The 22,281-nt window shown below is 57.7% G+C and carries 19 protein-coding genes, 22 tRNA genes and 2 rRNA genes (1 of these 43 running past the window's edge); 7 read left to right on the top strand and 36 right to left on the bottom strand.

The window, feature by feature from the left end:
* Nucleotides 1-113 precede the first annotated feature (113 nt).
* On the top strand, nt 114-443 hold the full coding sequence (locus PM3016_RS38360; protein WP_187296715.1) for a VOC family protein: 330 nt from the start codon (nt 114-116) through the stop codon (nt 441-443).
* 76 nt (nt 444-519) lie between these two features.
* Here the strand turns inward: PM3016_RS38360 and infC are convergent, their stop codons facing one another.
* The 3 genes from infC to PM3016_RS01355 all read right to left on the bottom strand — a co-directional run bounded on the left by infC (nt 520) and on the right by PM3016_RS01355 (nt 2,440).
* A complete protein-coding gene (infC, locus tag PM3016_RS01365) occupies nt 520-1,008 on the bottom strand; it encodes a translation initiation factor IF-3 (RefSeq protein WP_013914079.1) in 489 nt (162 codons plus the stop codon).
* Entirely contained in the window at nt 1,005-1,853 is an 849-nt protein-coding gene (locus PM3016_RS01360; protein ID WP_081484294.1) for an SDR family oxidoreductase, read from the bottom strand. The genes infC and PM3016_RS01360 overlap by 4 nt, the downstream gene beginning before the upstream one ends.
* Nucleotides 1,854-1,945: 92 nt before the next feature.
* Nucleotides 1,946-2,440 carry a DinB family protein gene (locus tag PM3016_RS01355; protein WP_013914077.1) on the bottom strand — a complete coding sequence of 165 codons (495 nt, stop codon included), beginning with the start codon at nt 2,438-2,440 and terminating at the stop codon, nt 1,946-1,948.
* A gap of 228 nt (nt 2,441-2,668) precedes the next feature.
* Here PM3016_RS01355 and PM3016_RS01350 point away from each other — a divergent pair, with 228 nt between their 5' ends.
* Together PM3016_RS01350 and PM3016_RS01345 are read left to right on the top strand one after the other, a co-directional pair.
* Complete coding sequence (locus PM3016_RS01350) at nt 2,669-3,358, top strand: hypothetical protein (protein ID WP_013914075.1); 690 nt, start codon at nt 2,669-2,671, stop codon at nt 3,356-3,358.
* Between the two features lie 287 nt (nt 3,359-3,645).
* On the top strand, nt 3,646-4,932 hold the full coding sequence (locus PM3016_RS01345; protein ID WP_013914073.1) for a glycoside hydrolase family 18 protein: 1,287 nt from the start codon (nt 3,646-3,648) through the stop codon (nt 4,930-4,932).
* Nucleotides 4,933-5,160: 228 nt separating this feature from the next.
* Here PM3016_RS01345 and PM3016_RS01340 read toward each other — a convergent pair whose 3' ends face one another.
* The 3 genes from PM3016_RS01340 to hprK form a co-directional block, all read right to left on the bottom strand.
* The gene (locus PM3016_RS01340) at nt 5,161-5,529 is read right to left on the bottom strand and encodes a DUF2512 family protein (RefSeq protein ID WP_013914071.1); all 369 of its coding nucleotides are present in this window, start codon (nt 5,527-5,529) and stop codon (nt 5,161-5,163) included.
* A gap of 205 nt (nt 5,530-5,734) precedes the next feature.
* The gene (locus PM3016_RS01335) at nt 5,735-6,541 is read right to left on the bottom strand and encodes an NAD-dependent epimerase/dehydratase family protein (RefSeq protein ID WP_013914070.1); all 807 of its coding nucleotides are present in this window, start codon (nt 6,539-6,541) and stop codon (nt 5,735-5,737) included.
* 195 nt (nt 6,542-6,736) lie between these two features.
* Nucleotides 6,737-7,648 carry an HPr(Ser) kinase/phosphatase gene (gene hprK, locus PM3016_RS01330; protein ID WP_013914069.1) on the bottom strand — a complete coding sequence of 304 codons (912 nt, stop codon included), beginning with the start codon at nt 7,646-7,648 and terminating at the stop codon, nt 6,737-6,739.
* A 228-nt stretch (nt 7,649-7,876) separates the two neighbouring features.
* On the opposite strand from hprK, the gene PM3016_RS01325 reads away from it, so the two are divergent.
* Nucleotides 7,877-8,191 (top strand): SPW repeat protein, encoded by a 315-nt coding sequence (locus tag PM3016_RS01325; protein ID WP_014368177.1) that lies wholly within the window; start codon nt 7,877-7,879, stop codon nt 8,189-8,191.
* A 141-nt stretch (nt 8,192-8,332) separates the two neighbouring features.
* Here PM3016_RS01325 and PM3016_RS01320 read toward each other — a convergent pair whose 3' ends face one another.
* Together PM3016_RS01320 and PM3016_RS01315 are read right to left on the bottom strand one after the other, a co-directional pair.
* Nucleotides 8,333-9,379: a GGDEF domain-containing protein gene (locus PM3016_RS01320; protein ID WP_238540567.1), complete on the bottom strand. Its 1,047-nt coding sequence runs from the start codon at nt 9,377-9,379 to the stop codon at nt 8,333-8,335.
* Between the two features lie 91 nt (nt 9,380-9,470).
* The gene (locus PM3016_RS01315; protein WP_014368175.1) at nt 9,471-9,857 is read right to left on the bottom strand and encodes a hypothetical protein; all 387 of its coding nucleotides are present in this window, start codon (nt 9,855-9,857) and stop codon (nt 9,471-9,473) included.
* 205 nt (nt 9,858-10,062) lie between these two features.
* On the opposite strand from PM3016_RS01315, the gene PM3016_RS01310 reads away from it, so the two are divergent.
* From PM3016_RS01310 to PM3016_RS01300, 3 genes are all read left to right on the top strand, one after another.
* On the top strand, nt 10,063-10,356 hold the full coding sequence (locus PM3016_RS01310) for a hypothetical protein (RefSeq protein WP_013914065.1): 294 nt from the start codon (nt 10,063-10,065) through the stop codon (nt 10,354-10,356).
* Nucleotides 10,357-10,645: 289 nt separating this feature from the next.
* Nucleotides 10,646-10,855: a KGG domain-containing protein gene (locus PM3016_RS01305; protein ID WP_013914064.1), complete on the top strand. Its 210-nt coding sequence runs from the start codon at nt 10,646-10,648 to the stop codon at nt 10,853-10,855.
* A 66-nt stretch (nt 10,856-10,921) separates the two neighbouring features.
* Entirely contained in the window at nt 10,922-11,428 is a 507-nt protein-coding gene (locus tag PM3016_RS01300; RefSeq protein ID WP_013914063.1) for a WGxxGxxG family protein, read from the top strand.
* Between the two features lie 350 nt (nt 11,429-11,778).
* Here PM3016_RS01300 and ptsP read toward each other — a convergent pair whose 3' ends face one another.
* The 28 genes from ptsP to PM3016_RS01160 all read right to left on the bottom strand — a co-directional run.
* A complete protein-coding gene (gene ptsP / locus PM3016_RS01295) occupies nt 11,779-13,503 on the bottom strand; it encodes a phosphoenolpyruvate--protein phosphotransferase (RefSeq protein ID WP_013914062.1) in 1,725 nt (574 codons plus the stop codon).
* Nucleotides 13,496-13,768: an HPr family phosphocarrier protein gene (locus PM3016_RS01290; RefSeq protein WP_013914061.1), complete on the bottom strand. Its 273-nt coding sequence runs from the start codon at nt 13,766-13,768 to the stop codon at nt 13,496-13,498. Before PM3016_RS01290 ends, ptsP begins: the two co-directional genes overlap by 8 nt.
* 179 nt (nt 13,769-13,947) lie before the next feature.
* Nucleotides 13,948-15,999: a glucose-specific PTS transporter subunit IIBC gene (gene ptsG, locus PM3016_RS01285; protein WP_014368174.1), complete on the bottom strand. Its 2,052-nt coding sequence runs from the start codon at nt 15,997-15,999 to the stop codon at nt 13,948-13,950.
* 267 nt (nt 16,000-16,266) lie between these two features.
* A complete protein-coding gene (gene glcT / locus PM3016_RS01280; protein WP_013914059.1) occupies nt 16,267-17,112 on the bottom strand; it encodes a glucose PTS transporter transcription antiterminator GlcT in 846 nt (281 codons plus the stop codon).
* A gap of 283 nt (nt 17,113-17,395) precedes the next feature.
* Nucleotides 17,396-17,478: transfer RNA gene (locus PM3016_RS01275), tRNA-Leu, on the bottom strand.
* Between the two features lie 41 nt (nt 17,479-17,519).
* Nucleotides 17,520-17,608 (bottom strand) — tRNA-Ser (locus PM3016_RS01270).
* A 39-nt stretch (nt 17,609-17,647) separates the two neighbouring features.
* Nucleotides 17,648-17,722: transfer RNA gene (locus tag PM3016_RS01265), tRNA-Thr, on the bottom strand.
* A 5-nt stretch (nt 17,723-17,727) separates the two neighbouring features.
* A tRNA-Val gene (locus tag PM3016_RS01260) sits at nt 17,728-17,803 on the bottom strand.
* 17 nt (nt 17,804-17,820) lie between these two features.
* Nucleotides 17,821-17,908: transfer RNA gene (locus PM3016_RS01255), tRNA-Ser, on the bottom strand.
* A 19-nt stretch (nt 17,909-17,927) separates the two neighbouring features.
* Nucleotides 17,928-18,017: transfer RNA gene (locus tag PM3016_RS01250), tRNA-Ser, on the bottom strand.
* Nucleotides 18,018-18,022: 5 nt separating this feature from the next.
* A tRNA-Thr gene (locus PM3016_RS01245) sits at nt 18,023-18,095 on the bottom strand.
* Nucleotides 18,096-18,099: 4 nt separating this feature from the next.
* A tRNA-Ala gene (locus PM3016_RS01240) sits at nt 18,100-18,175 on the bottom strand.
* A gap of 158 nt (nt 18,176-18,333) precedes the next feature.
* Nucleotides 18,334-18,407 (bottom strand) — tRNA-Pro (locus PM3016_RS01235).
* A 5-nt stretch (nt 18,408-18,412) separates the two neighbouring features.
* A tRNA-Arg gene (locus PM3016_RS01230) sits at nt 18,413-18,486 on the bottom strand.
* Nucleotides 18,487-18,501: 15 nt separating this feature from the next.
* Nucleotides 18,502-18,573, bottom strand: a tRNA-Cys gene (locus PM3016_RS01225).
* 12 nt (nt 18,574-18,585) lie between these two features.
* Nucleotides 18,586-18,660 (bottom strand) — tRNA-Gly (locus tag PM3016_RS01220).
* 3 nt (nt 18,661-18,663) lie between these two features.
* Nucleotides 18,664-18,750, bottom strand: a tRNA-Leu gene (locus PM3016_RS01215).
* Between the two features lie 10 nt (nt 18,751-18,760).
* Nucleotides 18,761-18,833: transfer RNA gene (locus PM3016_RS01210), tRNA-Lys, on the bottom strand.
* Nucleotides 18,834-18,848: 15 nt separating this feature from the next.
* Nucleotides 18,849-18,921, bottom strand: a tRNA-Phe gene (locus PM3016_RS01205).
* A 20-nt stretch (nt 18,922-18,941) separates the two neighbouring features.
* Nucleotides 18,942-19,018: transfer RNA gene (locus PM3016_RS01200), tRNA-Asp, on the bottom strand.
* Nucleotides 19,019-19,037: 19 nt separating this feature from the next.
* Nucleotides 19,038-19,113, bottom strand: a tRNA-Val gene (locus tag PM3016_RS01195).
* A gap of 3 nt (nt 19,114-19,116) precedes the next feature.
* A tRNA-Asn gene (locus tag PM3016_RS01190) sits at nt 19,117-19,192 on the bottom strand.
* Nucleotides 19,193-19,212: 20 nt separating this feature from the next.
* Nucleotides 19,213-19,297, bottom strand: a tRNA-Tyr gene (locus PM3016_RS01185).
* A gap of 9 nt (nt 19,298-19,306) precedes the next feature.
* Nucleotides 19,307-19,378: transfer RNA gene (locus tag PM3016_RS01180), tRNA-Glu, on the bottom strand.
* Nucleotides 19,379-19,394: 16 nt separating this feature from the next.
* Nucleotides 19,395-19,470 (bottom strand) — tRNA-Ala (locus PM3016_RS01175).
* A gap of 19 nt (nt 19,471-19,489) precedes the next feature.
* Nucleotides 19,490-19,566 (bottom strand) — tRNA-Ile (locus PM3016_RS01170).
* Between the two features lie 55 nt (nt 19,567-19,621).
* Nucleotides 19,622-19,738, bottom strand: a 5S ribosomal RNA gene (gene rrf, locus PM3016_RS01165).
* Between the two features lie 97 nt (nt 19,739-19,835).
* Nucleotides 19,836-22,281: ribosomal RNA gene (locus tag PM3016_RS01160) — 23S ribosomal RNA — on the bottom strand (it continues 484 nt past the right edge of the window).

The raw sequence follows: 22,281 nt of genomic DNA, 5'->3' as shown, positions 1-22,281 counted from the left end.
AGAAGCAGGCGGTCAGCCTATCCTTAAGTCTTGCGGGCTCCCGGATTGGAGTAAGCTGAATCCAGCAGGAAAGAAAGGGCTTTCATCACAATTCAAGGCTTTGACCAAAGCCTTTGAAATTCATAACGATCAGGACGAACCCCGATCGTCTATCTTCAGGTATCCGGCTGCAGTTCATCGAGCTGTACTACGGCGGCCGGAACCGCCCGCAGCCCGTCAAACGCCCGGTCGGCTTCCCGCACCTCTGCCTGGAGGCCGAGAGCGTTGAAGCCATGGCCGCCCACCTGTGCAGCCATGGCGTGACGCTCAGTGTCGAGCCCCAGATGGGCAAAGACCGCAACTGGCAGTGCCGGGTCCACTCCCCGGACGGCAACCGCCTCGAATTCATGCAGCTCGACCCGCAGTCGCCCCAGGCCAGGTGCGGACGGGGCGGGCGGGGTTAGCCGCTGCTGCCAGGCCGGCAGCCAACGCCGGCCCATCGGTCTTACCCGCCACTTCAAGCCCGCCGAACGCCCCCGCTTACTGCGGGTTGACTTTGACCTGCGCCCCCTTGCCGCTGACCTGGATGCCGGACTCCCCGCTGCCCGCCGGGGCCAGATCCTTCAGCAGCCGCTCCAGCAGCGCTTTGGCCGCCGCACTTTCCTTGGCGGAGCCGGTTTTGACCACGAGCTGTACGGCATGACCTGAAGCAAGCAGCTTCTCCGCCTGTCGCTGCTTCGTCTCATAGTCGTGTTCCTCGATATGCGGGGTCAGCCGCAGCTCCTTCACCTTGGCCGGCGCTCCGCCGCCGGCGGCCCGTTTCTCCTTCTGCTGCGCCTCCTTGGCCGCTCCTCTGCCGATCAGCCGGCAGGGAGGCGGGGAGCTCATCAGCGAGGTGCAGACGAGGTCCACCTTCAGCTTTTTCGCCATCGCCAGCGCCTCGTCCCGGGAGACGACGCCGAGCGATTCGCCGTCGAGGCCGGTCAGCTCCACTTCCGCCGCCTTGATTTTCTCATTCATGATCATCATGTTAGTCCCACTGCCTTTTCGCTCCAGGCCCACAGTCTCCCTGCCGCTTCCGGATCGGCGGCCAAGCGGGAGACGGGGGCCGGTTTTTGTTTGTAGTAATATTCGCCGGAGACACCGGCGGCTTCCTCGCTTACCGCGAGATAAACGGCCGTGGAGGCCCCTTCGGCCGGCGTAAGGAAGACCGGCTTCAGCATCCGCAGTACGCTTCGGCCAAAGCCGGTCCTCCGGTCCACGCCGATGCTCGTCGCCACGGCCCCCGGATGCAGGCAGTTCGCCGTGACCCCGCTGCCGGCCAGCCTGCGGGCAAGCTCCTTCGTGAAGAGAACGTTCGCCAGCTTCGACTGCGCGTACCCCTTCCAGAAGTTGAAGCCCCGGCTCAGGAACGGATCGTCCCAATGTATCTTTCCTGCGCGGTGCGCGCCCGAGGATACAACGACGATCCGTCCTTGGGGCGCCTGCAGCAGAGGCTTCAGCAGCAGGTGCGTCAGCAGGAAATGCCCCAGATGGTTGACGCCCATCATCGATTCGAAGCCGTCTTCCGTGAACTCCCGCTTCAAGGCAAAGACGCCCGCATTATTGAGGAGCACGTCCAGCTTGTCGTACTTTGCCCGGAAGTCGGCGGCGAAGGCGCGAATGCTCCGCAGCGAGCCGAGATCGCAGAGCATCAGCTCCAGCTCCTCCGATCCGCTGAGAGAGATGGCCTCTTTCAGCGCCTGCTCCCCCCGCTCCCGGCTCCGGCATACCATCGTCACCCGGAAGCCGCGCTGCGCCAGTGCTGCCGATGCGGCCAACCCCATCCCTGAATTCGCTCCTGTGACCACCGCATGTCTGCCGCTTTTGTCCACACGCCCCACTCCTTCAAGGGTTGCTCTAGCCCCATTACCTCCGCCTGCGCCCCCGTCCGCCCGCTCACTGTCCGGAGAGGCACGCCCAGCGATTATTCCTCCGGAGGCAGTCCCATCTTCAGTTCCTCGATCTGTCCCCAGTGCCGCTGCTCGTGCACGCCGATGAACGTCAGCCACTGCCTCAGGTCCATGAGCCCGAACACCGGATGGAGGAAGGACCTCTGTGCGAGCTCCTCATCCGGAATGCCGGCAAGCAGCTCCTCGAGCGTCCTCCTGGATTCCCCCAGCTTGTCTTTCAGCTCGTTCATCGTATAGAAGCCCTCGGCCGGCACGAGCGGCGCAGGAGCCGGTACCGAGCGGCTGCGGTCGAGGGTAAGGAAGAAGTTCTTCTCCTCCGCAGGACGAATCTCGCCTCCGTTCAGCTCGCGGCTCATTGATGCCGTGATGGCCTTCTCCATCAGATAGAGATGCTCAAGCACCTGGGCGATCGTCCATTTGCCTTCCTCTACCCGGGTGTTGATCTGCATGTCGCTCAGGTCCTCGACGGTATTCCAGATGTTGCTCCGAATCTGCCGGTTATTCTCCATTAGTCCATCTCTCCCGTTGGTTCCCGCCCGGCCGAGAGGCCGGGCTGTTCCTCCATCATACCCAATGCCGGAGAGGATAGCCAGAACTCCCGGTTGCGTCTAAAGTCCGTCACCGAACAGGATCCGACAGAATGCCCCCTGCCCCTCCATGACTTCTATCCTCTACTGCCTTCCCCGGCTCTGCGGTATGATGAAGGGTAGCAACCCATACAATGGAGGACCATGACCATGGCCTGGCTGTTCGATGCGTTCCGGCTCCTGCATATTGCAGGGGGCTTTCTCGCCCTGTTCACGTTCTGGATTCCGCTGGTCACCGTCAAGGGCGGGCGAACCCACAACCGGAGCGGGTGGTTCTATGTATACTGCATGGGCTTCGTAGCCTTGTCGGCGCTCTACATGGGGGTGTACCGGATCTTCCTCGATCCGTCCGCCGATGAGAGCCTGATCGCCTTCTCCTGGTTCCTCATCTTCATAGCGGTCCTGAGCTCGGCTTCCGCCTGGTACGGTCTGCGGGTCCTGCGGATCAAGAGCCGCCGCGCGCCGCACCGGGGCCTCCGGGACCTCGGCTTCTCCCTGCTACTCTTTCTCAGCGGCATCGCGGTGTGCGTTTACGGCTTCCGCATCGGGTTTCCCCTGCTGCAGTATTTTCCGCTGATCGGGATTGTACTCGGTGCCCAGCAGCTCTATTACTGGCGGTCCGTGCCCAAGACACGCAGGCACTGGATACTCGAACATATCGGCGCCATGATGGGGTGCTGCATCGCAACCATTACCGCCTTCACGGTCTTCGGGGCCCCCAGGCTTCTCGGGGTGAGTTCCGTGTCCATCATCCTGTGGTTCCTGCCGACGATCGTCATGGTTCCCCTGATCATCGCATTCAGCCGCCATTACCGCAACAAGTACAATCCGCCTGCCTGAAGCCTGTCTTCTCCCAAGCCCCTGCGGCATTCGTCATCTGCTGGCTTGTTCATCATGCCCAGTCTTCATGCTTATCCCGGCTCTCCGAGCCCGGCTGTCATAGGGCTTCCGCCCGGAATCAATGCTTGCCTTACGGCCCCATCTCGTCCTTTTTCGTAAATTCTCCTTCCTGCGCCCGATTGCATGACATTCCCCGCTCCCTGACCGAATATCAATAGGGTAAACGATCAGCGAGCCTGGAACGGCATTGGGTTTTCGGTGAAGGTGTACATGAAGGAGGGAACAGCATGCAGATTCATGTGGTTCAGCCGGGCCAGACGCTCTTCCGGCTGTCGCAGGCCTATGATGTAACGGTGCAGGAGCTTGCAGATGCCAATGAAATCCCGGTCGGCAGGTCACTGGTAGTAGGACAGGCACTCGTTATTCCCATCGTCGGACGCTACTACTGGGTGCGGGCCGGGGATACGCTGACCTCGATTGCCGCACGATTCGGCACGACACCCGCCAGGCTGGCCCAGGTCAACGGGTTGAACGCGGGGCAGCCGCTGAGGGTCGGCCTCCGGCTCTACATTCCGCCGGGTCCGAAGCGCACGGCGGAATTCAACGCCTATCTGGAGCCGCGCGGGGACGAGGTCTCCCCGAGGCTCACTCAGTCGGCCCGTGAAGCCGCTCCCTACCTGACCTACCTGGCGCCGTTCTCCTTCCGCATCAACCGCAACGGCACCCTGCAGCCTCCCCCGCTCGATAACCTGAGACGGATCGCCCAGGCTCAGGGCGTTACGCTGATGATGGTCGTCACCAATTTGGAGAACGACCAGTTCAGCGCCGATCTCGGCCGGGTCATTCTGACGAACGAGACGCTCCAGAACACGCTGCTCGACAACATCCTGCGGACTGCACGGCTGCTCGGCTTCCGCGACATCCACTTTGATATCGAGCACCTGCGCCCCGTCGACCGGGAAGCTTACAACAACTTCCTCCGCAAGGCGGCGGACCGGATCCACCAGCAGGGCTATCTCATGTCCACGGCCCTGGCCCCCAAGACCAGCGCCGCCCAGACCGGCGAATGGTACACCGCCCATGATTACAAGGCGCATGGCGAGATCGCCGACTTCGTCGTCATCATGACCTACGAATGGGGCTACAGCGGAGGGCCGGCCATGCCCGTCTCCCCGATCCGCGAGGTGCGGCGGGTGCTCGAATACGCACTGACGGAGATGCCCGGCTCCAAGATCATGATGGGCCAGAACCTGTACGGCTACGACTGGACGCTTCCTTTCGTTCCCGGCGGGGCTTACGCCAAGGCGCTCAGCCCCCAGCAGGCCATTGAGCTCGCCCACCGGGAGCAGGTGTCGATCGAATACGATTACACCGCCCAGGCTCCGCATTTCAGCTACTGGGATAACAACCGCAAGCAGCATATCGTCTGGTTCGAAGACGCGCGGTCCATCCAGGCCAAGTTCAACCTGGTCAAAGAGCTCGGTCTGCGTGGGGTAAGCTACTGGAAGCTCGGTCTGCCGTTCCCGCAGAACTGGCTGCTCATCCAGGATAACTTCACCGTGGTCAAAAGATAAACGGCCGTTTCCGAACGAACAGCCGCTCACCAGGCCCGGGTGCAGCGGCCTGACCGGGGCACAGGAAGCCGACCGTCAGGCCGGCATTTACGAGCAGCAGCGATGTGCAGGAGCGTGCAGTCCCCTTCACGTCCCGGTCGGCCCTTCCCCGCTGCCTGGGCATTGCAGCCAAACAGCCGCCAAGCCCATGCTTGGCGGCTGTTTCCGTTCTTCCCGTGCTCATTTCCCTTAGGCCTTGGCACGGCCTGCCTCGCCGCGGTAATACGGGTCACGGCGCTGCAGGAAGAAGTGGAACAGGGCTTCGAAAGCGCCCAGGATGACGACCAGACCGATGAGCTTGGGCACGGACATCTCCCAGGGGGCGATCCGTGCGGCGGCCCACAGGACCATGGCGGCCAGCACGCCGTCGGCGGCTGTTGCGATCACATTGCTGCTTCTCGGAAGAAGGAAGCGGTCGCCTAAGAACCACGCCACAATGGAAAGCAGCAGGGCGGTGACCAGGGCTCCGAGGAACGACGCATCCGTCAGCATCATCAGGAACAGGACGACAATGAAGCCGTTGCCTGCCAGTTTGATCAGCAGCTTGTCCAGATCCATGCTTCTCACCTCTCTTCACGGGGGAATGGTACGGTCTACCGTTCATTAACCGAAACCCGCCCCGCTAAACCGCCTCCCCGGATCATGCCCTCCGTCACTCCCCCCCTCACATGCAGGTCGGCTGAGCCTCTTCCGCTCCAAGTACCTGTTCAGAAGCTCAGCGGCCGCTGCTCCCAAGCATTCCCGTCAGCCCAGCCATGCCAGGCTATCGCCTATCCTGCGGCTGCTCCTTCTCTACCGCTCCACCCTGGAAGCAGGTCTCATCGTCCTTGATCTTCACATGCCGGCGCCTCGCCTCCTCCAGCAGTGTCCGGCCGTCATCCTGCGGCTTATAGCCGATCAGCTCCTCCAGATAGCCGATGTCGTAATAGTTGTCCGTATTCGCCGAGGTCCCGTACAGGCTCAGGAAATCGATCTCCGGACCCGCTTCGATACAGCATACCGCCAGGGAGATCATATCCCGCTCCGAGATAAAAATATGGGCGGCCCGCTCCGAATGAGGCTGGTCGTCACCCGGGAAGTTCCCGATCCGCAGATTGATGGACGACACGCCGTACTTGTCCGCATAATAACGGCCGAGGAGCTCGATGTAGCATTTGCTGAGCCCGTAGAAGCTGTCCGGGCGGTATGGCTCGTCCGGCATGACGTCTTCCCCGACTTCATAGAAGCCCGTTGCATGGTTCGAGGAGGCGAAGATCACCCGCTTCACCCCGTTCAGCCGGGCCGCCTCGTATACATGGTACGCCCCGGTGACATTCACCGGCAGCACTTTACCGAGAAAGTCCCCTTCATCCTTCGCCCATGCAAAATGCATAATCGTATCCACACCCTGCGCCAGCTCGTTCAGCCGCTCCCCGTCGGTCACATCGAGCTGCAGGATGCCCGCCGTCTTGTCCTCTTTCAGGTCGGCCGCCACCACCTCATAACCGCCATGGGCTCTCAGGCCTTCCGCCAGACAGCTTCCGATCCTTCCTCCCGCTCCGGTAATCAGCAGCCGTTTGGAATGCTCCATCCTCTTCCTCTCCTCTCAGCGATATGGGTAAGAGATCCACTTTCCCTAGTGTAAACGCCTTCCCCCCTTCTTACCCTCCGACCTCTCCTTTTTACACGGCTTTGGGCCTAACCGCTGCCTCCGTTCCCCTCACTTATTCCATGTATGACAAAAAAGAGTGCCGCTCTCGCAGCACCCTCCCCTTCCTGTTTGACTTCAATCCTCGCTCTGCAGACGCTTCATGAAATCCTCCGCCGCACTGTAGCCCTGCTGGCGCAGATACCAGTTATTGGCCGCGGCTTCCACCAGTCCGGCGACGTCGCGTCCCGGCTGCAGCTGAATTTCAATATGCGGGATTTTCACATCCATGTACTCGGTGTATTTCGGTTCGAGCTCCAGCTCGTTGTTCAGCGCATTCTCCTGCCACTTCGTCAGCTCGATGTCGAGCACGATCCGCGTCTCATCCTGGAACGCCTTGCGCCCGTACAGCCTGGAGACATTGATGAGCCCGATGCTCCGCAGGGCCAGGAACTCCTTCGTCTTGCCGTTGTGGGTGCCGATGATCGTCTCCGGCGAGATCTTCTTGAGTACGACGATATCGTCCGCGACCAGCCGATGTCCCCGGCGGATGAGCGTATGGGCGGTCTCGCTCTTGCCGACGCCCGATTTGCCGCGCAGCAGGATGCCGATACCGGACACATTGACGCATACCCCGTGGATGGCGGCTTCCTCGGCCAGCTCCTTGGCCAGGTAGATATCCATCATCGGCATCACCTTGCTCGTCGCCTCTCCCGTGCGGAGCAAGGGAATGCCCTCTTCCTCGCAGTATTTCTTCAGGTACTTGAGCCCCTCCTGGCCCCGGGTCACCACGAAGCAGGGCGGATGGTATTTGACCACGTTGCCGATGCGCAGATTCCGTTCTTCTTCCGTGAGCTTGTGCAGGTAGTTAATCTCCTTGCGGCCCAGGATCTGTACATGCGCATGGGAGAAAAAATCATAATAGCCGGCAAACTCGAGGCCCGGCCGGTACACCCGGGTTTTCGCGATCGTGCGGTGCAGCTGGTCCTTGCCCGCAAGCACCTCCAGCGAGAAACGGTCCACCAGCTGCTGAACGGTTACGGTATTCACTTTGTTCGTTTCCTCCTTGGTTCCTGCAGACGTGAGCTTCCTAGATCACACTATTCTACATGGGAAGGGGTATCCCTTCTCCATGATTCGGCCGGCTTGTCTGTTTTTCAACATAGTGCGGGATGATATCCTATTTTTCGCAAGCTTGTGTCACTTTTGTGATAACGCTTACATATACTATATCACAGAAGGACCCGGATGTCCTTCTACCCAAGGAGGTGCAGATCAATGACTCAACGCAGCTCGCTCGTGGCACTGATCGGCCTGTGGTTCATCATGGCTCCGTGGATTATGGGCTTTGCCGGCAGCAGTGGTGCACTCTGGTCTTCCGTTATCGGAGGCGGTGTCCTGCTCCTGTCCAGTCTGCTTGGCTACGGCAAATCCGGCTGGGATTCGCTCTTCAACTGGATTTCGCTGCTGTCGGGCGTCTGGCTTATGATTTTTGCCATGGCGTTCCCCTTCCCGCTCCTGCAGGCTTCGCTCTATCTCCTGCTCGGCCTCGCCGCCGTTCTCCTGACCTTCTACAACATGGAAGGCCGGTAATCGCGAACGATCTCCGGCAGGTATACCCCAAATACCCAAAAACACCGTCCGGGCACGCTTCCGGACGGTTTTCTTTTTGAAATATCAGAAGCGATAACTCGCTTTGGCTCGTTTCCGTCATCTGATATTTTTAATAAACGCTCAGGCGCCCCCGGGGTCGTCCTCTCTCACTGTCCGGTTGCGGCCCTCCCGCTTGGCACGGTACAGCAGCGCATCCGCCCTCTGGAACCAGGCCTCCTTGTCCATCCCCGGTCTCAGCCTGCAGAGGCCGACCGAGATCGTGACCGCCCGGCCGTCGAGCTCCTGATGAGCCGCAGCCGCAAGCTGCAGGCGGATGTCCTCACACAGCGCATAAGCCTCCTGCTCGGACCTCGACGGCATCAAGAGCGCGAACTCTTCGCCCCCGTACCGGGCCGCTGTATCATCCGGACCGATGCGGCTTTGGATGATCGCCGCCACGCGCCGCAGCACGAAGTCCCCTGCCCGGTGCCCGTACGTGTCGTTCACGCTTTTGAAGTGATCGATGTCCATCACGGCTAGCATGGCACCGCCCGCCCCGGCCTGCTGTCGCTCCAAGGCGCGGTCCAGGAACCCGTGGAAGGTAATATGGTTGTATAATCCCGTAAGCGCGTCCGTCTTGAGGTCCCGCATGAGATCGACACCGCGGTCCATGATCTTGGCCGCTACATAAGGACTGCCATAACCCAGAAGAAGCACGGTGGTCATAACCTCCACGCCCGAAGTCCGCTCATAGAGAATGGGATTGAGGAGATACAGCAGGAGGAAGGATGCCAGATTCAATGCGCTGGCAAGGTAGACATACTTTTTCTGAAAGTAAAAAACCGACACAAGCAGTGGCAGCACGTAGATCAGCAGAATGCTGTCCACCACCGCATGCACCCACACGCCCACGGTAATGAGCAGATGGCCCGTGAAGATCACGATCAAGGGACTGGACATACTGAGTTTTCGGTAACCCCATTCGCTCAGAGCCATGATCGCAACGAAAAGCAGGGTAGGGCGCACAATGGACTGCACGATAAACTCCCACGCCGGCGATTCCGCCAAAAAGAGGTTTGCCGTCTCGCCCGCCGTCATGGAGATGACAAAAAACCAATAGGCATTGAGGAGCTTGCGGTTCCAACGCGGCAGGGTCTCCTCCGGCCCCTTGCTCTTGTTCAATGTCATCCCCTCCTTCCCCAGCCGTCTGTCCGCCTTGATCCCGTTCATCCCCGGCTAACGCCTATCGCCTGCCTGGCTGCTCTGCTCTCCTGCAGTGCTACCACAGCGTCCCCGGACGCTCAACTGCATCCATTACGGCTCCGATCAGCGTATCCGGGGACAGACCGTCACGAATCATATAGAGCAATGCCAGTCCTTCCTCTACCGCCCGGCGGGCTGCCGGTCTCGCTTCCTCCGTGGCGAGCAGCAGGACAGGCACCTCCGTCTTCCAGAAGCCCAGTTCCTCTACAGAGACGTCTGGCAGGTCAGCCAATACCGCAGAGAAGCCTCCTTGAGCGAATCCGGTACGCGCCTCAGCGAACGAATGGACATGCACGATCCGGATGCCGAGCCCTTTATTCAGAATACTATCGATATAAGAAGCCAGCGCCGCGTCCGCAGTCACCAGCAGCACGCTTTGCGCCGTCCTCATTCCCTTTGCCATAAGCCGCCTCCTGCCTTTTCCTGCATTTTTCCTCCGAACGCCAGGGTTCGGAGCTTCTGCCAAGCCATCGTATCAAAAAAGTGTTAGCCTTTTATTAGGCGGATTTGAGTTTAGTGTTACGCCATGCCTAAGATGGCATTCATAATTCTGGCGGGAATAGGAAATCGTAAGAAATACCATCCGCCGGAGGAAAGGAGCAGGGCATATGACAGAGTATAACGAATCGAAGGAAGCCGAAGCGGAAGCCCTCTTCGGAATGAATCCCCCTGCAGGGGAGGCGGCCGCAAACCGGAATGCGGAGAACGATGCGGCGGGCCCAAGCGCCCAGATGAGCGAAGGGTTCGCAGGCAGCGGACAGCATCAGGGAAGCGATGAGGACGAAGCCGATGAAGGAACCGACCGCTGGTTCCAGATCATGCAGAATGCGGCCTTGGCAGGCCGGGCTTCCTTCCCCGATCAGATTGATTATTATGACCCTGAGAGTGACGAGTTTGTATAAGTCGTTCATACAGGTTACCGGAGTATCCGAACCCGCCCGCACGTTCCGTGCTAGGCGGGTTCTTCCCGTTTGGGGCGGCTTTCGGTACCAGCTTATCCCCTAATAACCGGCTCTGACCGGGGTTCGTGACCGTGATATCCGCCCGCCCGAGCGTACGATGGATCGCACACCCGGGATCGCAGGGAAGTGTTCTTCTTTTCCCTACCCATAGCATTTGGCTGTTTTATCCAAATCTGAGGAGGGTAAGGAAGGTCTAGGCAGGACCAACAACCGATAAGGAGTGATTCCCATGGCAGAGAACAACGACAACAAGATGAGCCGTGAAGAAGCAGGTCGTAAGGGCGGCGAAGCTACGGCAAGGACGCATGACAAGGAGTTCTATCAGGAGATTGGTCGCAAAGGCGGCGAAGCTACCGCAGAATCCCATGACAAGGAGTTCTACCAGGAGATTGGGGAGAAGGGCGGCGAAGCCCGTGCCCGCCAGCGTCAGGAGAGCTGACGATTTGATACTGACCGTCCCTTTTTGACAAGCCATTCAAACCCATTTTTAAGGAGATGATCGAACATGTTGAAAACATTGCGCGTAACCTGCCTGACCGTAGCACTGGCCACTTCTCTGGGAACAGCAGCCCTGGCGTCCGATGGAGCAGCAGGGACGACAGACTCCGGAATGACGGGCAGCAGCACAAGTACCAGCAGCACCGGCACCATGAATAGCACAGGCTCGGGTACTTCGACAAGCGGCACAGACAGCACGTCCGGTACCAGCACGATGAGCGGCTCCGACAGCACGTCCGGCGGCATCAACACCAACAGCGGCATCGACGGTACAAGTGACGGCACATCCAGCGGCGGCACTTCCAATAACCTGAGCGGTACAAGCGGTACGGGCACCGGCTATAACCAAACCTCTGCCGCAGACGATGACGGCATGGATTGGGGCTGGCTCGGCCTGCTGGGTCTCGCCGGTCTGATGGGTCTGCGCGGCCGTGAGAGAGACCGCGACCATGACACTTACACGACAACGACGACCACCAACGGCTCCGTAACCGGCAGAGAAAAAGCACGTTAATCGGTGAGACGGCAGTTTGATCCCAAATTCCGCTTCCCCCTTTCGGAAACCGGTTTTTGTCCCAGCCAGAGGCATGGACAAGCCCGTTTGAAGCCCGAAAGGGGACTTTTCTATGCGGGGAGAGCCTTCCCCTATGCCCTGCTCGCTGATAAACCGGAGCACCCGAGTCAGCACATCTTCTCTGACCACAAATTGGGAATCACCGTTTTGACGTTCTTACCGGACGTTCCATGTCTTCTCAAGAACCAAGACATACGCGCCGCATTCAGTACCCTTGCTTCATGCGCAAAGGGCACCCTCTCGGGTGCCCTTGGTGAGACGATGATAGGATTGAGTAGAGCTCTTACACGTTAGTTAACCTGATCTTCCGTAGCACGCTTCACCAGTGCAACGACATCCGCCGCGGTACGCTGCTGCAGCGCTTCTGCAGCCAGCTTCTTCATCTCCGCCAGCGACAGCTTGGAGATCTGCGAGCGGGCCGGAAGGATCGAGGACGCGCTCATGCTGAACTCGTCGAGTCCCAGACCGATGAGCAGCGGAATCGCCGTAGCATCGCCTGCCATCTCGCCGCACATGCCGGTCCACTTGCCTTCCTTGTGCGCCGCGTCGATGACCATCTGGACCAGGCGCAGAATCGCCGGGTTGTACGGCTGGTACAGGTACGATACCCGCTCGTTCATCCGGTCTGCCGCCATCGTATATTGAATGAGGTCGTTGGTGCCGATCGAGAAGAAGTCCACTTCTTTGGCGAACTGATCCGCCATGACGGCTGTCGAAGGAATCTCCACCATGATGCCGAGCTGGATGCTGTCGGATACAGGGATCTGCTCTTCGATAAGCTTTGCCTTCTCTTCCAGCAGGATCGCCTTCGCTTCGCGGAATTCATCCAGCGTAGCGATCATCGGGAACATGATCCGCAGGTTGCCGTATACGCTCGCACGCAGCAGCGCACGGAGCTGGGTACGGAACAAGTCCTGCTGCTCCAGACATAGACGTACGGCACGGAAGCCCAGGAACGGGTTCATCTCTTTCGGCAGATCGAGATAAGGAAGCTCCTTGTCGCCGCCGATATCGAGCGTACGCACGACGACCGGCTTGCCTTCCATCTTCTCAAGCACGGCCTTGTAGGCGTTGAACTGCTCCTTCTCTGTAGGCAGCTTGTCGCGGCCCATATAGAGGAACTCCGTACGGTAGAGGCCTACCGCTTCCCCGCCGTTGTCAATTACGCCGGCCACGTCATTCGGCGTGCCGATGTTCGCTGCAAGCTCCACATGGTGGCCATCCGCTGTAACGGAAGGCTCGCTGCGCAGCTTCGCCCACTCAGCCCGCTGGGCTTCGTACTGCGCCTGCTTCTCGCGGTACTCTTCCACGACAGCCGGCTCCGGCTTCACGATCACCTGACCTGTCAGGCCGTCAAGGATTACGAGGTCGCCGTCCTGCACGACTTCAAGCACGTTCTTCGTACCGACCACCGCCGGAATTTCGAGCGAGCGGGCCATGATCGCCGAGTGCGACGTCCGGCCGCCGATGTTCGTGGCGAAGCCCTTTACGAATTGACGGTTGAGCTGCGCCGTGTCCGAAGGCGTGAGATCTTCCGCGATCAGAACGACTTCTTCGTCGATCGCCGTAAGGTTCACGAACTTTACGCCAAGCATGTACGACTGCACGCGCTTGGTTACATCGCGCATATCGGCCGCCCGCTCGCGCAGGTAGGCACTCTTCATGTTCTCGAACATGGCGATGAATCCGGCTGCAACCTCCTGCAGTGCCCATTCCGCATTGATGCGCTCGCTGCGGATTTTCTCCTTCACAGGATCGATCAGCTCAGGATCACCCAGTACGAGCAGGTGGGATTCGAAAATCTCCGCCTTCTCGTCGCCCAGCTGTACGCGGGTGCGTTCCTTCAGGGCTTCGAGATCCGCTCTGGACTGCTCCAGAGCGCTCTCGAATTTTTGAATTTCGGCTTCCGGGTCCTTGCCCTCCGCCTTCCGGATATCGAGGTGGGCCGCTTCCAGCCGGAACGCCTTCGCAATGGCGATCCCGGAGGCAGCCGCTATGCCATGAATATTATTCATGCAGGTCCCCCAGCCCTTCTTTAACCATGATGTCTTCCAGCGCCGCCATCACTTCCGCCTCATCTTCACCGCTCGCCAGGAACGTAATCGTGTCGCCAGGCTCCAGACCGAAGGACAGTACGCCCAGGATCGACTTCATCGTTACTTTGCGGCCGCCGGACTCAGCGAACACTTCGGATTTGAATTTGTTGGCTGTGTTTACCAGGGCTGTGGCCGGACGAGCGTGGATACCGTCTTCGCTTGTAATTTTGAATGTTTTTTGCATGATAAGTACCTCCGTATATGGTTTTTTTTGGGGTATGTCTTGAGCATTAAGAAGCGCTGCTGAATCTGGATGCCTTGCTATTTTATGAAAAGATAACACCGTACCGCCCATGGGGACGGTACAGCGTCAATCTCTTACTCCGTATTGGACCTTACGGTTTGGTTTGAAACCGATTGGTCTTAAGGCAGCTTAATCGTGATGATGTCTTTCTCGCCGAGGGTCACCGGACCGGTTTTGTTCAGCTTCACCGAAGCGCCTTCCGGCAGGTTCGTGAAGATGACCGGGGTTGCAATGGACGGCGCATTCTCTCTGACGAAGTCGATATCGACCTCCAGGATCGGCTGGCCGGCCTTGACCGTGTCACCTTGGGCGACGAGGGCCGTGAAGCCTTTGCCCTTTAATTTTACGGTGTTGACCCCGAAGTGGACAAGCAGCTCCTTGCCGCCTTCGGATTGGATCCCGATCGCATGCTTGCTCGGGAACACGTTGTAGATCGTTCCGTTCACCGGAGAAGCCACGATGCCGTTCTTCGGCAGGATCGCAAATCCGTCACCGGTCATCCGCTGGGAGAACACTTCATCCGGCACTTCGGAGATGTCGACCAGCTCGCCGTCCAGCGGCGCCACGATCGGCTCCTCTGTTACCGCGCCGGAAGCATCGGTGGTCTGCACTGCTGCAGGTGCCGCCGGAGCAGCCGGTGCAGGCGCTGCGGTAACCGCGCGGCCCTGCATGATGTCGTGAATCTGGCTCTTCAGAATATCCGAGTGCGTACCGAAGATCGCCTGGATGTTGTTCCCTACCTCGAGAACGCCGGCAGCACCCAGCTGCTTCAGCCGGTCTTTATCCACCTGCTTGGATTCCTTGACCTGAACGCGAAGACGCGTGATGCACGCATCGAGGTTTTCGATGTTGCTTTGACCGCCGAGCGCCGCGAGCACGTTCGATGGCAGCTCATCGGCTGCACCGGCCTGCTTGTCAGCCGCGCCTTCCGTATCTTCACGGCCCGGAGTCTTCAGGTTGAACTTGCGGATCGCGAAGCGGAAACCGAAGTAGTAAATCACGGCAAGGACGAGACCCACCGGAATCACCAGCCACCAAGCGGTACGGTTCTGAATTACACCGAACAGCAGGAAGTCGATAACCCCGCCGGAGAACGTCATCCCGATCTTGACATTCAGGATCTGCATCACCATGAACGACAGACCTGCGAAGACCGCGTGAATCGCGAAGAGGAACGGTGCTACGAACAGGAACGAGAACTCGAGCGGCTCGGTGATCCCTGTCAGGAACGACGTGAGGGCCGCAGAACCCATAATCCCGGCAACATACTTCTTTTGCTCCGGTCTGGCTTCGTGATAGATCGCCAGCGCAGCTGCCGGAAGTCCGAACATCATGAACGGGAATTTACCGACCATGAACGTACCGGCCGTAAGGGCCACGCCGTCTTTCAGCTGGGCGAAGAAGATTTTCTGGTCGCCGCGCACAATTTCGCCCGCCTTGTCCACGTACTGTCCGAATTCGAACCAGAACGGCGAGTAGAAAATGTGGTGAAGTCCGAATGGAATCAGGGAGCGTTCGATGAGGCCGAAGAAGAAGGCCGCAAGCGTCGGATTCGCATCCAGCATGTTATGCGAGAAGTGATTGAGGCCGCTCTGAATCGGTGGCCAGATGAAGATCATCAGGATCCCGAGTACCAGCGATGAGACGGCTGTAATGATCGGAACGAACCGCTTGCCTGCGAAGAAGCCGAGGTACGAAGGCAGCTGGATTTTGAAGAAACGGTTGTACATCGATGCAGCGAGTATCCCGATGATAACCCCGCCGAAGACGCCGGTCTGGAGTGTATTGATCCCGAGCACGTTCGCATACGACATATCCGTCTTCACCATTTCCGGGGTAACGCCTTTGAAGACGCCCATGGTGACATTCATAATCAAAAATCCGATGATCGCCGCGATCCCCGCGACGCCATCTCCGCCGGCCAGACCGACGGCTACACCGACGGCAAACAGAAGCGCCAGGTTGGAGAATACGATGTTCCCCGCCTGCTCCATCACCGTAGCAATGAGCTGTATCCATCCGGCATTCAGTGCCGGCATCAGCTCGAGCAGCGATGCATTGTGAAGCACATTCCCGAGTGCAAGCAGAATCCCTGCTGCAGGCAGGATGGCCACCGGAAGCATCAGCGCTTTACCGACCTTCTGCAGCACGCCGAACAATTGCTTGAACATGAGCCTTCCTCTCCTTTTATCCTTCATATACCCTTAGATTCAGCAAACGAAAAAAGGCATGCGCAAACAAGGTGTAATGAAAGTCCTAAGGGTAGGTTAACCCAAATAGGCCAAATCATTAGCAGACCTTGCTCACTCATGCCTGATCGAATCAGTAACACGAAACTATTCCGTTGTTTGATGAACCAAAAGGCTCTTTACACGAGAGATTATAGCACGCTCCCGTAAGGAGCACAATCCCTCTTCACAAATTTGACCACTTTCCCTCTAAGACCCCTCGCTTGGGAGCATCCTTTGCAAATGAATGGTCAAATAGATGGCTTCCGCTTCATAGACCGGCTTCTGCATGCGCTGCTGGATCACCTTCATCAGCGTCCATGCAAACGAATACATCTCGGGGTACTCATTTTTGATAATCTCGGCAATCTTCGTGGGCTCTTCTACCCGCTCGCCGCGGCGGATCCGCTCAAGCGCTACCATAAGATGACGCAGCAGACGCGCATAATCCAGGCTGTCCTTCTTGATCTTGATCTCCAGCTTGCGCTCAATGAGATCGATGAGATCGGTGACCAGTCTCGAATGCTCCTTGACCTCTACGACATGACGGTTTGTGATAGCGCTGTAAATATGAAGCGCCACAAATCCCACTTCGTCTTCCGGAAGCTGAACTCCAAGACGCCGGTTGATCTCATCAATGACGTGCTGGGCGAGCAGGTATTCCCGCGGGTAGAGCTCCCGGGTCTCATACTGAAACGGATTGTGGATCGGAATGTGCTGCCTGTACCGCTTGATCGCGAAGGCAATATGGTCCGTAAGCGCAATGTGAATCTGCTCATTGAGCGGCGCCCCGGCGTGCTGCGATATATAGAAAATAACGTCGTTCATGACTTCAATCAGCTTCTCATCCACTTGATGCATCAGGAGCTTATACTGCTCCTTCGCCTTCTCATTGGTGAGGATGAACATCTTCTCAATGCTGTCCAGGGCGATGGCATCCCCCTGCTTCCGGCTGAACCCGATGCCTTTACCGATCACCACCGTCTCTCCGTACTCCGGGTGGACCGCGATGATGACGTTGTTGTTCAATACTTTGCGTACCTGAAGGCTTTCCACGCCAGCACCTCTCAAACTCCCTAATTCGCTAAGGATACCAAAAAAGCCGGGGTTGTACAAGGAGTTCTTCCTGCTTCCAAAGTAACCCCAGCATGCCACACTTCCTTGAAATCCTTGCAGTCCACATGCCCCTCGTCCATGCATCTATTCGGCGACCAACTATGCTCCCCCACGATAATGCAGGGACGTTACGCAAAAACCCGGGATACGAAAAAAAGAGCCGCTCGGGCTCTTCTTTCTGGGCTGCGTATTGCGTAATGCAGCCATGTTGTCGTTACTTGTATGCGGTTGAGAGGACTCGAACCTCCACGGGCGTAAGCCCACTACCCCCTCAAGATAGCGTGTCTGCCATTCCACCACAACCGCTCGGTTACGCGGCCAACGGCCGCGGGCTTGGATGCTGCCAACGGAGAGAGAGGGATTCGAACCCTCGAGACGCTTGTGACGCCTACACGATTTCCAATCGTGCTCCTTCGGCCAGCTCGGACACCTCTCCATAGGATCCCCGCCACAGGGATCGGACCCGGTACTGGTCTGGTGCCGTCGAGAGGAATCGAACCTCCGACCTACGCATTACGAGTGCGTTGCTCTACCGCTGAGCTACGACGGCATGTTTGGTGATCGCTGACGGGATCGAACCGCCGACCCTTACCCTGTCAAGGTAATGCTCTCCCAGCTGAGCTAAGCGATCGTATTATTATAAGAAACCGGAGAGAGAGGGATTCGAACCCTCGCACCACTTGCGCAGTCTAACCCCTTAGCAGAGGGTCCCCTTGAGCCACTTGGGTATCTCTCCATGCATCTAAACAGAAATCTGGCAGAGAGGGTGGGATTCGAACCCACGAGACGCTCACACGCCTACACGATTTCGAGTCGTGCTCCTTCGACCACTCGGACACCTCTCCACAAAAGCTTCCAACCGGGATCGAACCGGTGACCTCATCCTTACCATGGATGCACTCTACCTACTGAGCTATGGAAGCATATTGGTGGAGCCAAGCGGGATCGAACCGCTGACCTCCTGCTTGCAAGGCAGGCGCTCTCCCAGCTGAGCTATGGCCCCGTGCTACAGAACTTATTATACATCAACTTTCTCCGAAAAAGAAACCCAAAGCTCTTTCCTCAGATGGCAACTGAAGCCTTGGAAGCGTTACCCTGAGAAACGGAAACATCCATCAATTTCATAAGCAAAAGAGCCCGCGCCTGGGCTCCTTGCTTTTATCGGGATGACACGATTTGAACATGCGACCCCCTGGTCCCAAACCAGGTGCTCTACCAAGCTGAGCTACATCCCGTCAAGCGTTCCCTGAGAGATTCGAACTCCCGACCTTTTGATTCGTAGTCAAACGCTCTATCCAGCTGAGCTAAGGGAACACAGATCTATAAAAAAGGCGCTGCCCGGAGTCGAACACGGGGATAAGGCTTTTGCAGAGCCCTGCCTTACCACTTGGCTACAGCGCCGAATTTTATAATTGGAGCGGAAGACGGGAATCGAACCCGCGACCCTCGCCTTGGCAAGGCGATGCTCTACCGCTGAGCCACTTCCGCAGGTGGTGCGGTCGAGAGGACTCGAACCTCCACGGCTGTTACACCACTAGAACCTGAATCTAGCGCGTCTGCCAATTCCGCCACGACCGCATAAAAAAAGTGAGCCATGTAGGACTCGAACCTACGACACCCTGATTAAAAGTCAGGTGCTCTACCAACTGAGCTAATGGCTCTTGGGGAAAAGAAAGTGGCTCGGGACGGAATCGAACCGCCGACACGAGGATTTTCAGTCCTCTGCTCTACCAACTGAGCTACCGAGCCTTACTTCAAGAGATTAAAAATGGCGGAGCCGACGGGATTCGAACCCGCGGTCTCCTGCGTGACAGGCAGGCATGTTAGGCCTCTACACCACGGCTCCAAGCCAAAGTAAAACGATATGGTGGAGGCTGACGGGATCGAACCGCCGACCCTCTGCTTGTAAGGCAGATGCTCTCCCAGCTGAGCTAAGCCTCCATATGGCTCCCCGAACAGGACTCGAACCTGTGACAACTCGATTAACAGTCGAGTGCTCTACCAACTGAGCTATCAGGGAATAAGATTACTGAAAAGAAGTGGTGGAGGCTGATGGATTCGAACCACCGAACTCGATGAGAGCAGATTTACAGTCTGCCGTGTTTAGCCACTTCACTAAGCCTCCAGGATAACATGACCCGTAGGGGATTCGAACCCCTGTTACCTCCGTGAAAGGGAGGTGTCTTAACCCCTTGACCAACGGGCCATACTAGATAAAATCATGGTGGAGCCAAGCGGGATCGAACCGCTGACCTCCTGCTTGCAAGGCAGGCGCTCTCCCAGCTGAGCTATGGCCCCATGCGATTATAAAGTTATATGGTGGGCCCTAGTGGACTCGAACCACCGACCTCACCCTTATCAGGGGTGCGCTCTAACCAGCTGAGCTAAGGGCCCTTATGAAATAGCCGCATGAAAAAGCCCACCCATAGGCGGGCTTACAGGGGCTGCTGCTTGGCGACGTTCTACTCTCCCAGGACCCTGCGGTCCAAGTACCATCGACGCTGGAAGGCTTAACGTTCGTGTTCGGGATGGGTACGCGTGGTTCCCTTCCGCCATCATCACCAAACGGTTGTTCAAGGCTTGCACCTTGAAAACTGGAAACGAAAACTGCTAGCTAAAGATCTAACATCTATATTACTGCCGCCGCTTCCTTACGGAAGCTTGTGGATAAGCCCTCGACCGATTAGTATTCGTCAGCTCCACGCGTTGCCGCGCTTCCACCCCGAACCTATCAACCTCGTCGTCTACAAGGGGTCTTACATACTGGGAAATCTCATCTTGAGGGGGGCTTCACGCTTAGATGCTTTCAGCGCTTATCCCGTCCGTACTTGGCTATCCAGCCGTGCTCCTGGCGGAACAACTGGTACACCAGCGGTACGTCCATCCCGGTCCTCTCGTACTAAGGACAGCTCCTCTCAAATTTCCTGCGCCCGCGACAGATAGGGACCGAACTGTCTCACGACGTTCTGAACCCAGCTCGCGTACCGCTTTAATGGGCGAACAGCCCAACCCTTGGGACCTACTTCAGCCCCAGGATGCGATGAGCCGACATCGAGGTGCCAAACCTCCCCGTCGATGTGGACTCTTGGGGGAGATAAGCCTGTTATCCCCAGGGTAGCTTTTATCCGTTGAGCGATGGCCCTTCCATTCGGTACCACCGGATCACTAAGCCCGACTTTCGTCCCTGCTCGACCTGTTTGTCTCGCAGTCAAGCTCCCTTATGCCTTTGCACTCTTCGAATGATTTCCAACCATTCTGAGGGAACCTTGGGGCGCCTCCGTTACGCTTTAGGAGGCGACCGCCCCAGTCAAACTGCCCACCTGACACTGTCCCCGTACCGGATCACGGTACCAGGTTAGAACTCCGATACGATCAGGGTGGTATCCCAACGGCGCCTCCACCCAAGCTGGCGCTCAGGCTTCTCAGGCTCCCACCTATCCTGTACAGATCGTACCAAAGTCCAATATCAAGCTGCAGTAAAGCTCCATGGGGTCTTTCCGTCTTGTCGCGGGTAACCTGCATCTTCACAGGTATTAAAATTTCACCGGATCTCTCGTCGAGACAGCGCCCAAGTCGTTACGCCATTCGTGCGGGTCAGAATTTACCTGACAAGGAATTTCGCTACCTTAGGACCGTTATAGTTACGGCCGCCGTTTACTGGGGCTTCGGTTCACAGCTTCGGATTGCTCCTAACCGCTCCCCTTAACCTTCCAGCACCGGGCAGGCGTCAGCCCGTATACTTCGCCTTGCGGCTTCGCACAGACCTGTGTTTTTGCTAAACAGTCGCTTGGGCCTTTTCACTGCGGCCCCCTCGGGCTATTCACCCTACCGAGGCACCCCTTCTCCCGAAGTTACGGGGTCATTTTGCCGAGTTCCTTAACGAGAGTTCTTCCGCGCGCCTTAGCATGCTCTGCTCGCCTACCTGTGTCGGTTTGCGGTACGGGCACCTTCTCCCTGGCTAGAGGCTTTTCTTGGCAGCCTGAACTCATGACCTTCGGTACTTAAATTTCCCTCCCCATCACAGCTTAGCCTTACGATGTGCGGATTTGCCTACACATCAGCCTTACTGCTTGGACGAGCATCCATCAGCTCGCGTCACTATCCTTCTGCGTCACCCCATTGCTCATAACGGTTCACGGTGGTACAGGAATTTCAACCTGTTGTCCTTCGACTACGCCTTTCGGCCTCGCCTTAGGTCCCGACTTACCCTGAGCGGACGAGCCTTCCTCAGGAACCCTTAGGCTTTCGGCGGATCAGATTCTCACTGATCTTTTCGTTACTCATACCGGCATTCTCACTTGTATGCAGTCCAGCTGTCCTCACGATCAACCTTCAACCCGCATACAACGCTCCCCTACTGCCCGGGTGCAAACAAGTTTGCACCTTGGACTCATAGCTTCGGTGGTGTGTTTAGCCCCGTTACATTTTCGGCGCAGAGTCACTCGACCAGTGAGCTATTACGCACTCTTTCAATGGTGGCTGCTTCTAAGCCAACATCCTGGTTGTCTGTGCAACTCCACATCCTTTCCCACTTAACACACACTTGGGGACCTTAGCTGATGATCTGGGCTGTTTCCCTCTTGACAATGGATCTTAGCACTCACTGTCTGACTCCCGGGCATCACGTTTGCGGCATTCAGAGTTTGACTGGACTTGGTAACCCTTGGCGGGCCCCGCACCCAATCAGTGCTTTACCTCCGCAACGCTAACCCGAGGCTAGCCCTAAAGCTATTTCGGGGAGAACCAGCTATCTCCGAGTTCGATTGGAATTTCTCCGCTACCCCCACCTCATCCCCGAATTTTTCAACATTCGTGGGTTCGGGCCTCCAGTGCGTGTTACCGCACCTTCACCCTGGACAGGGGTAGATCACACGGTTTCGGGTCTACGTCCACGTACTATGTCGCCCTATTCAGACTCGCTTTCGCTGCGGCTGCGGCTTCTCACCTTAACCTCGCACGGGAACGTAACTCGCCGGTTCATTCTACAAAAGGCACGCCATCACCCATTAACGGGCTCTGACTTCTTGTAAGCACACGGTTTCAGGTTCTTTTTCACTCCGCTCCCGCGGTTCTTTTCACCTTTCCCTCACGGTACTGCTTCACTATCGG

It is taken from the genome of Paenibacillus mucilaginosus 3016, from assembly GCF_000250655.1.
In the GTDB taxonomy this organism is placed as follows: domain Bacteria; phylum Bacillota; class Bacilli; order Paenibacillales; family NBRC-103111; genus Paenibacillus_G; species Paenibacillus_G mucilaginosus.
The sequence above is the reverse complement of the archived record's forward strand: the minus strand, read 5'-3'. Positions and strand labels throughout refer to the sequence as shown.

Bases quoted from the DNA above. Each gene is read 5' to 3' on its own strand.
- PM3016_RS01315 (WP_014368175.1), bottom strand. From the start codon at position 9,857: ATGGCAAAGGGAATGAGGACGGCGCAAAGCGTGCTGCTGGTGACTGCG.
- PM3016_RS01345 (WP_013914073.1), top strand. From the start codon at position 3,646: ATGCAGATTCATGTGGTTCAGCCGGGCCAGACGCTCTTCCGGCTGTCG.
- PM3016_RS01320 (WP_238540567.1), bottom strand. From the start codon at position 9,379: ATGACATTGAACAAGAGCAAGGGGCCGGAGGAGACCCTGCCGCGTTGG.
- PM3016_RS01325 (WP_014368177.1), top strand. From the start codon at position 7,877: ATGACTCAACGCAGCTCGCTCGTGGCACTGATCGGCCTGTGGTTCATC.
- ptsP (WP_013914062.1), bottom strand. From the start codon at position 13,503: ATGAATAATATTCATGGCATAGCGGCTGCCTCCGGGATCGCCATTGCG.
- PM3016_RS01340 (WP_013914071.1), bottom strand. From the start codon at position 5,529: ATGGATCTGGACAAGCTGCTGATCAAACTGGCAGGCAACGGCTTCATT.
- PM3016_RS01300 (WP_013914063.1), top strand. From the start codon at position 10,922: ATGTTGAAAACATTGCGCGTAACCTGCCTGACCGTAGCACTGGCCACT.
- PM3016_RS01290 (WP_013914061.1), bottom strand. From the start codon at position 13,768: ATGCAAAAAACATTCAAAATTACAAGCGAAGACGGTATCCACGCTCGT.
- PM3016_RS01305 (WP_013914064.1), top strand. From the start codon at position 10,646: ATGGCAGAGAACAACGACAACAAGATGAGCCGTGAAGAAGCAGGTCGT.
- ptsG (WP_014368174.1), bottom strand. From the start codon at position 15,999: ATGTTCAAGCAATTGTTCGGCGTGCTGCAGAAGGTCGGTAAAGCGCTG.
- PM3016_RS01350 (WP_013914075.1), top strand. From the start codon at position 2,669: ATGGCCTGGCTGTTCGATGCGTTCCGGCTCCTGCATATTGCAGGGGGC.
- PM3016_RS01355 (WP_013914077.1), bottom strand. From the start codon at position 2,440: ATGGAGAATAACCGGCAGATTCGGAGCAACATCTGGAATACCGTCGAG.
- infC (WP_013914079.1), bottom strand. From the start codon at position 1,008: ATGATGATCATGAATGAGAAAATCAAGGCGGCGGAAGTGGAGCTGACC.
- PM3016_RS01335 (WP_013914070.1), bottom strand. From the start codon at position 6,541: ATGGAGCATTCCAAACGGCTGCTGATTACCGGAGCGGGAGGAAGGATC.
- PM3016_RS01310 (WP_013914065.1), top strand. From the start codon at position 10,063: ATGACAGAGTATAACGAATCGAAGGAAGCCGAAGCGGAAGCCCTCTTC.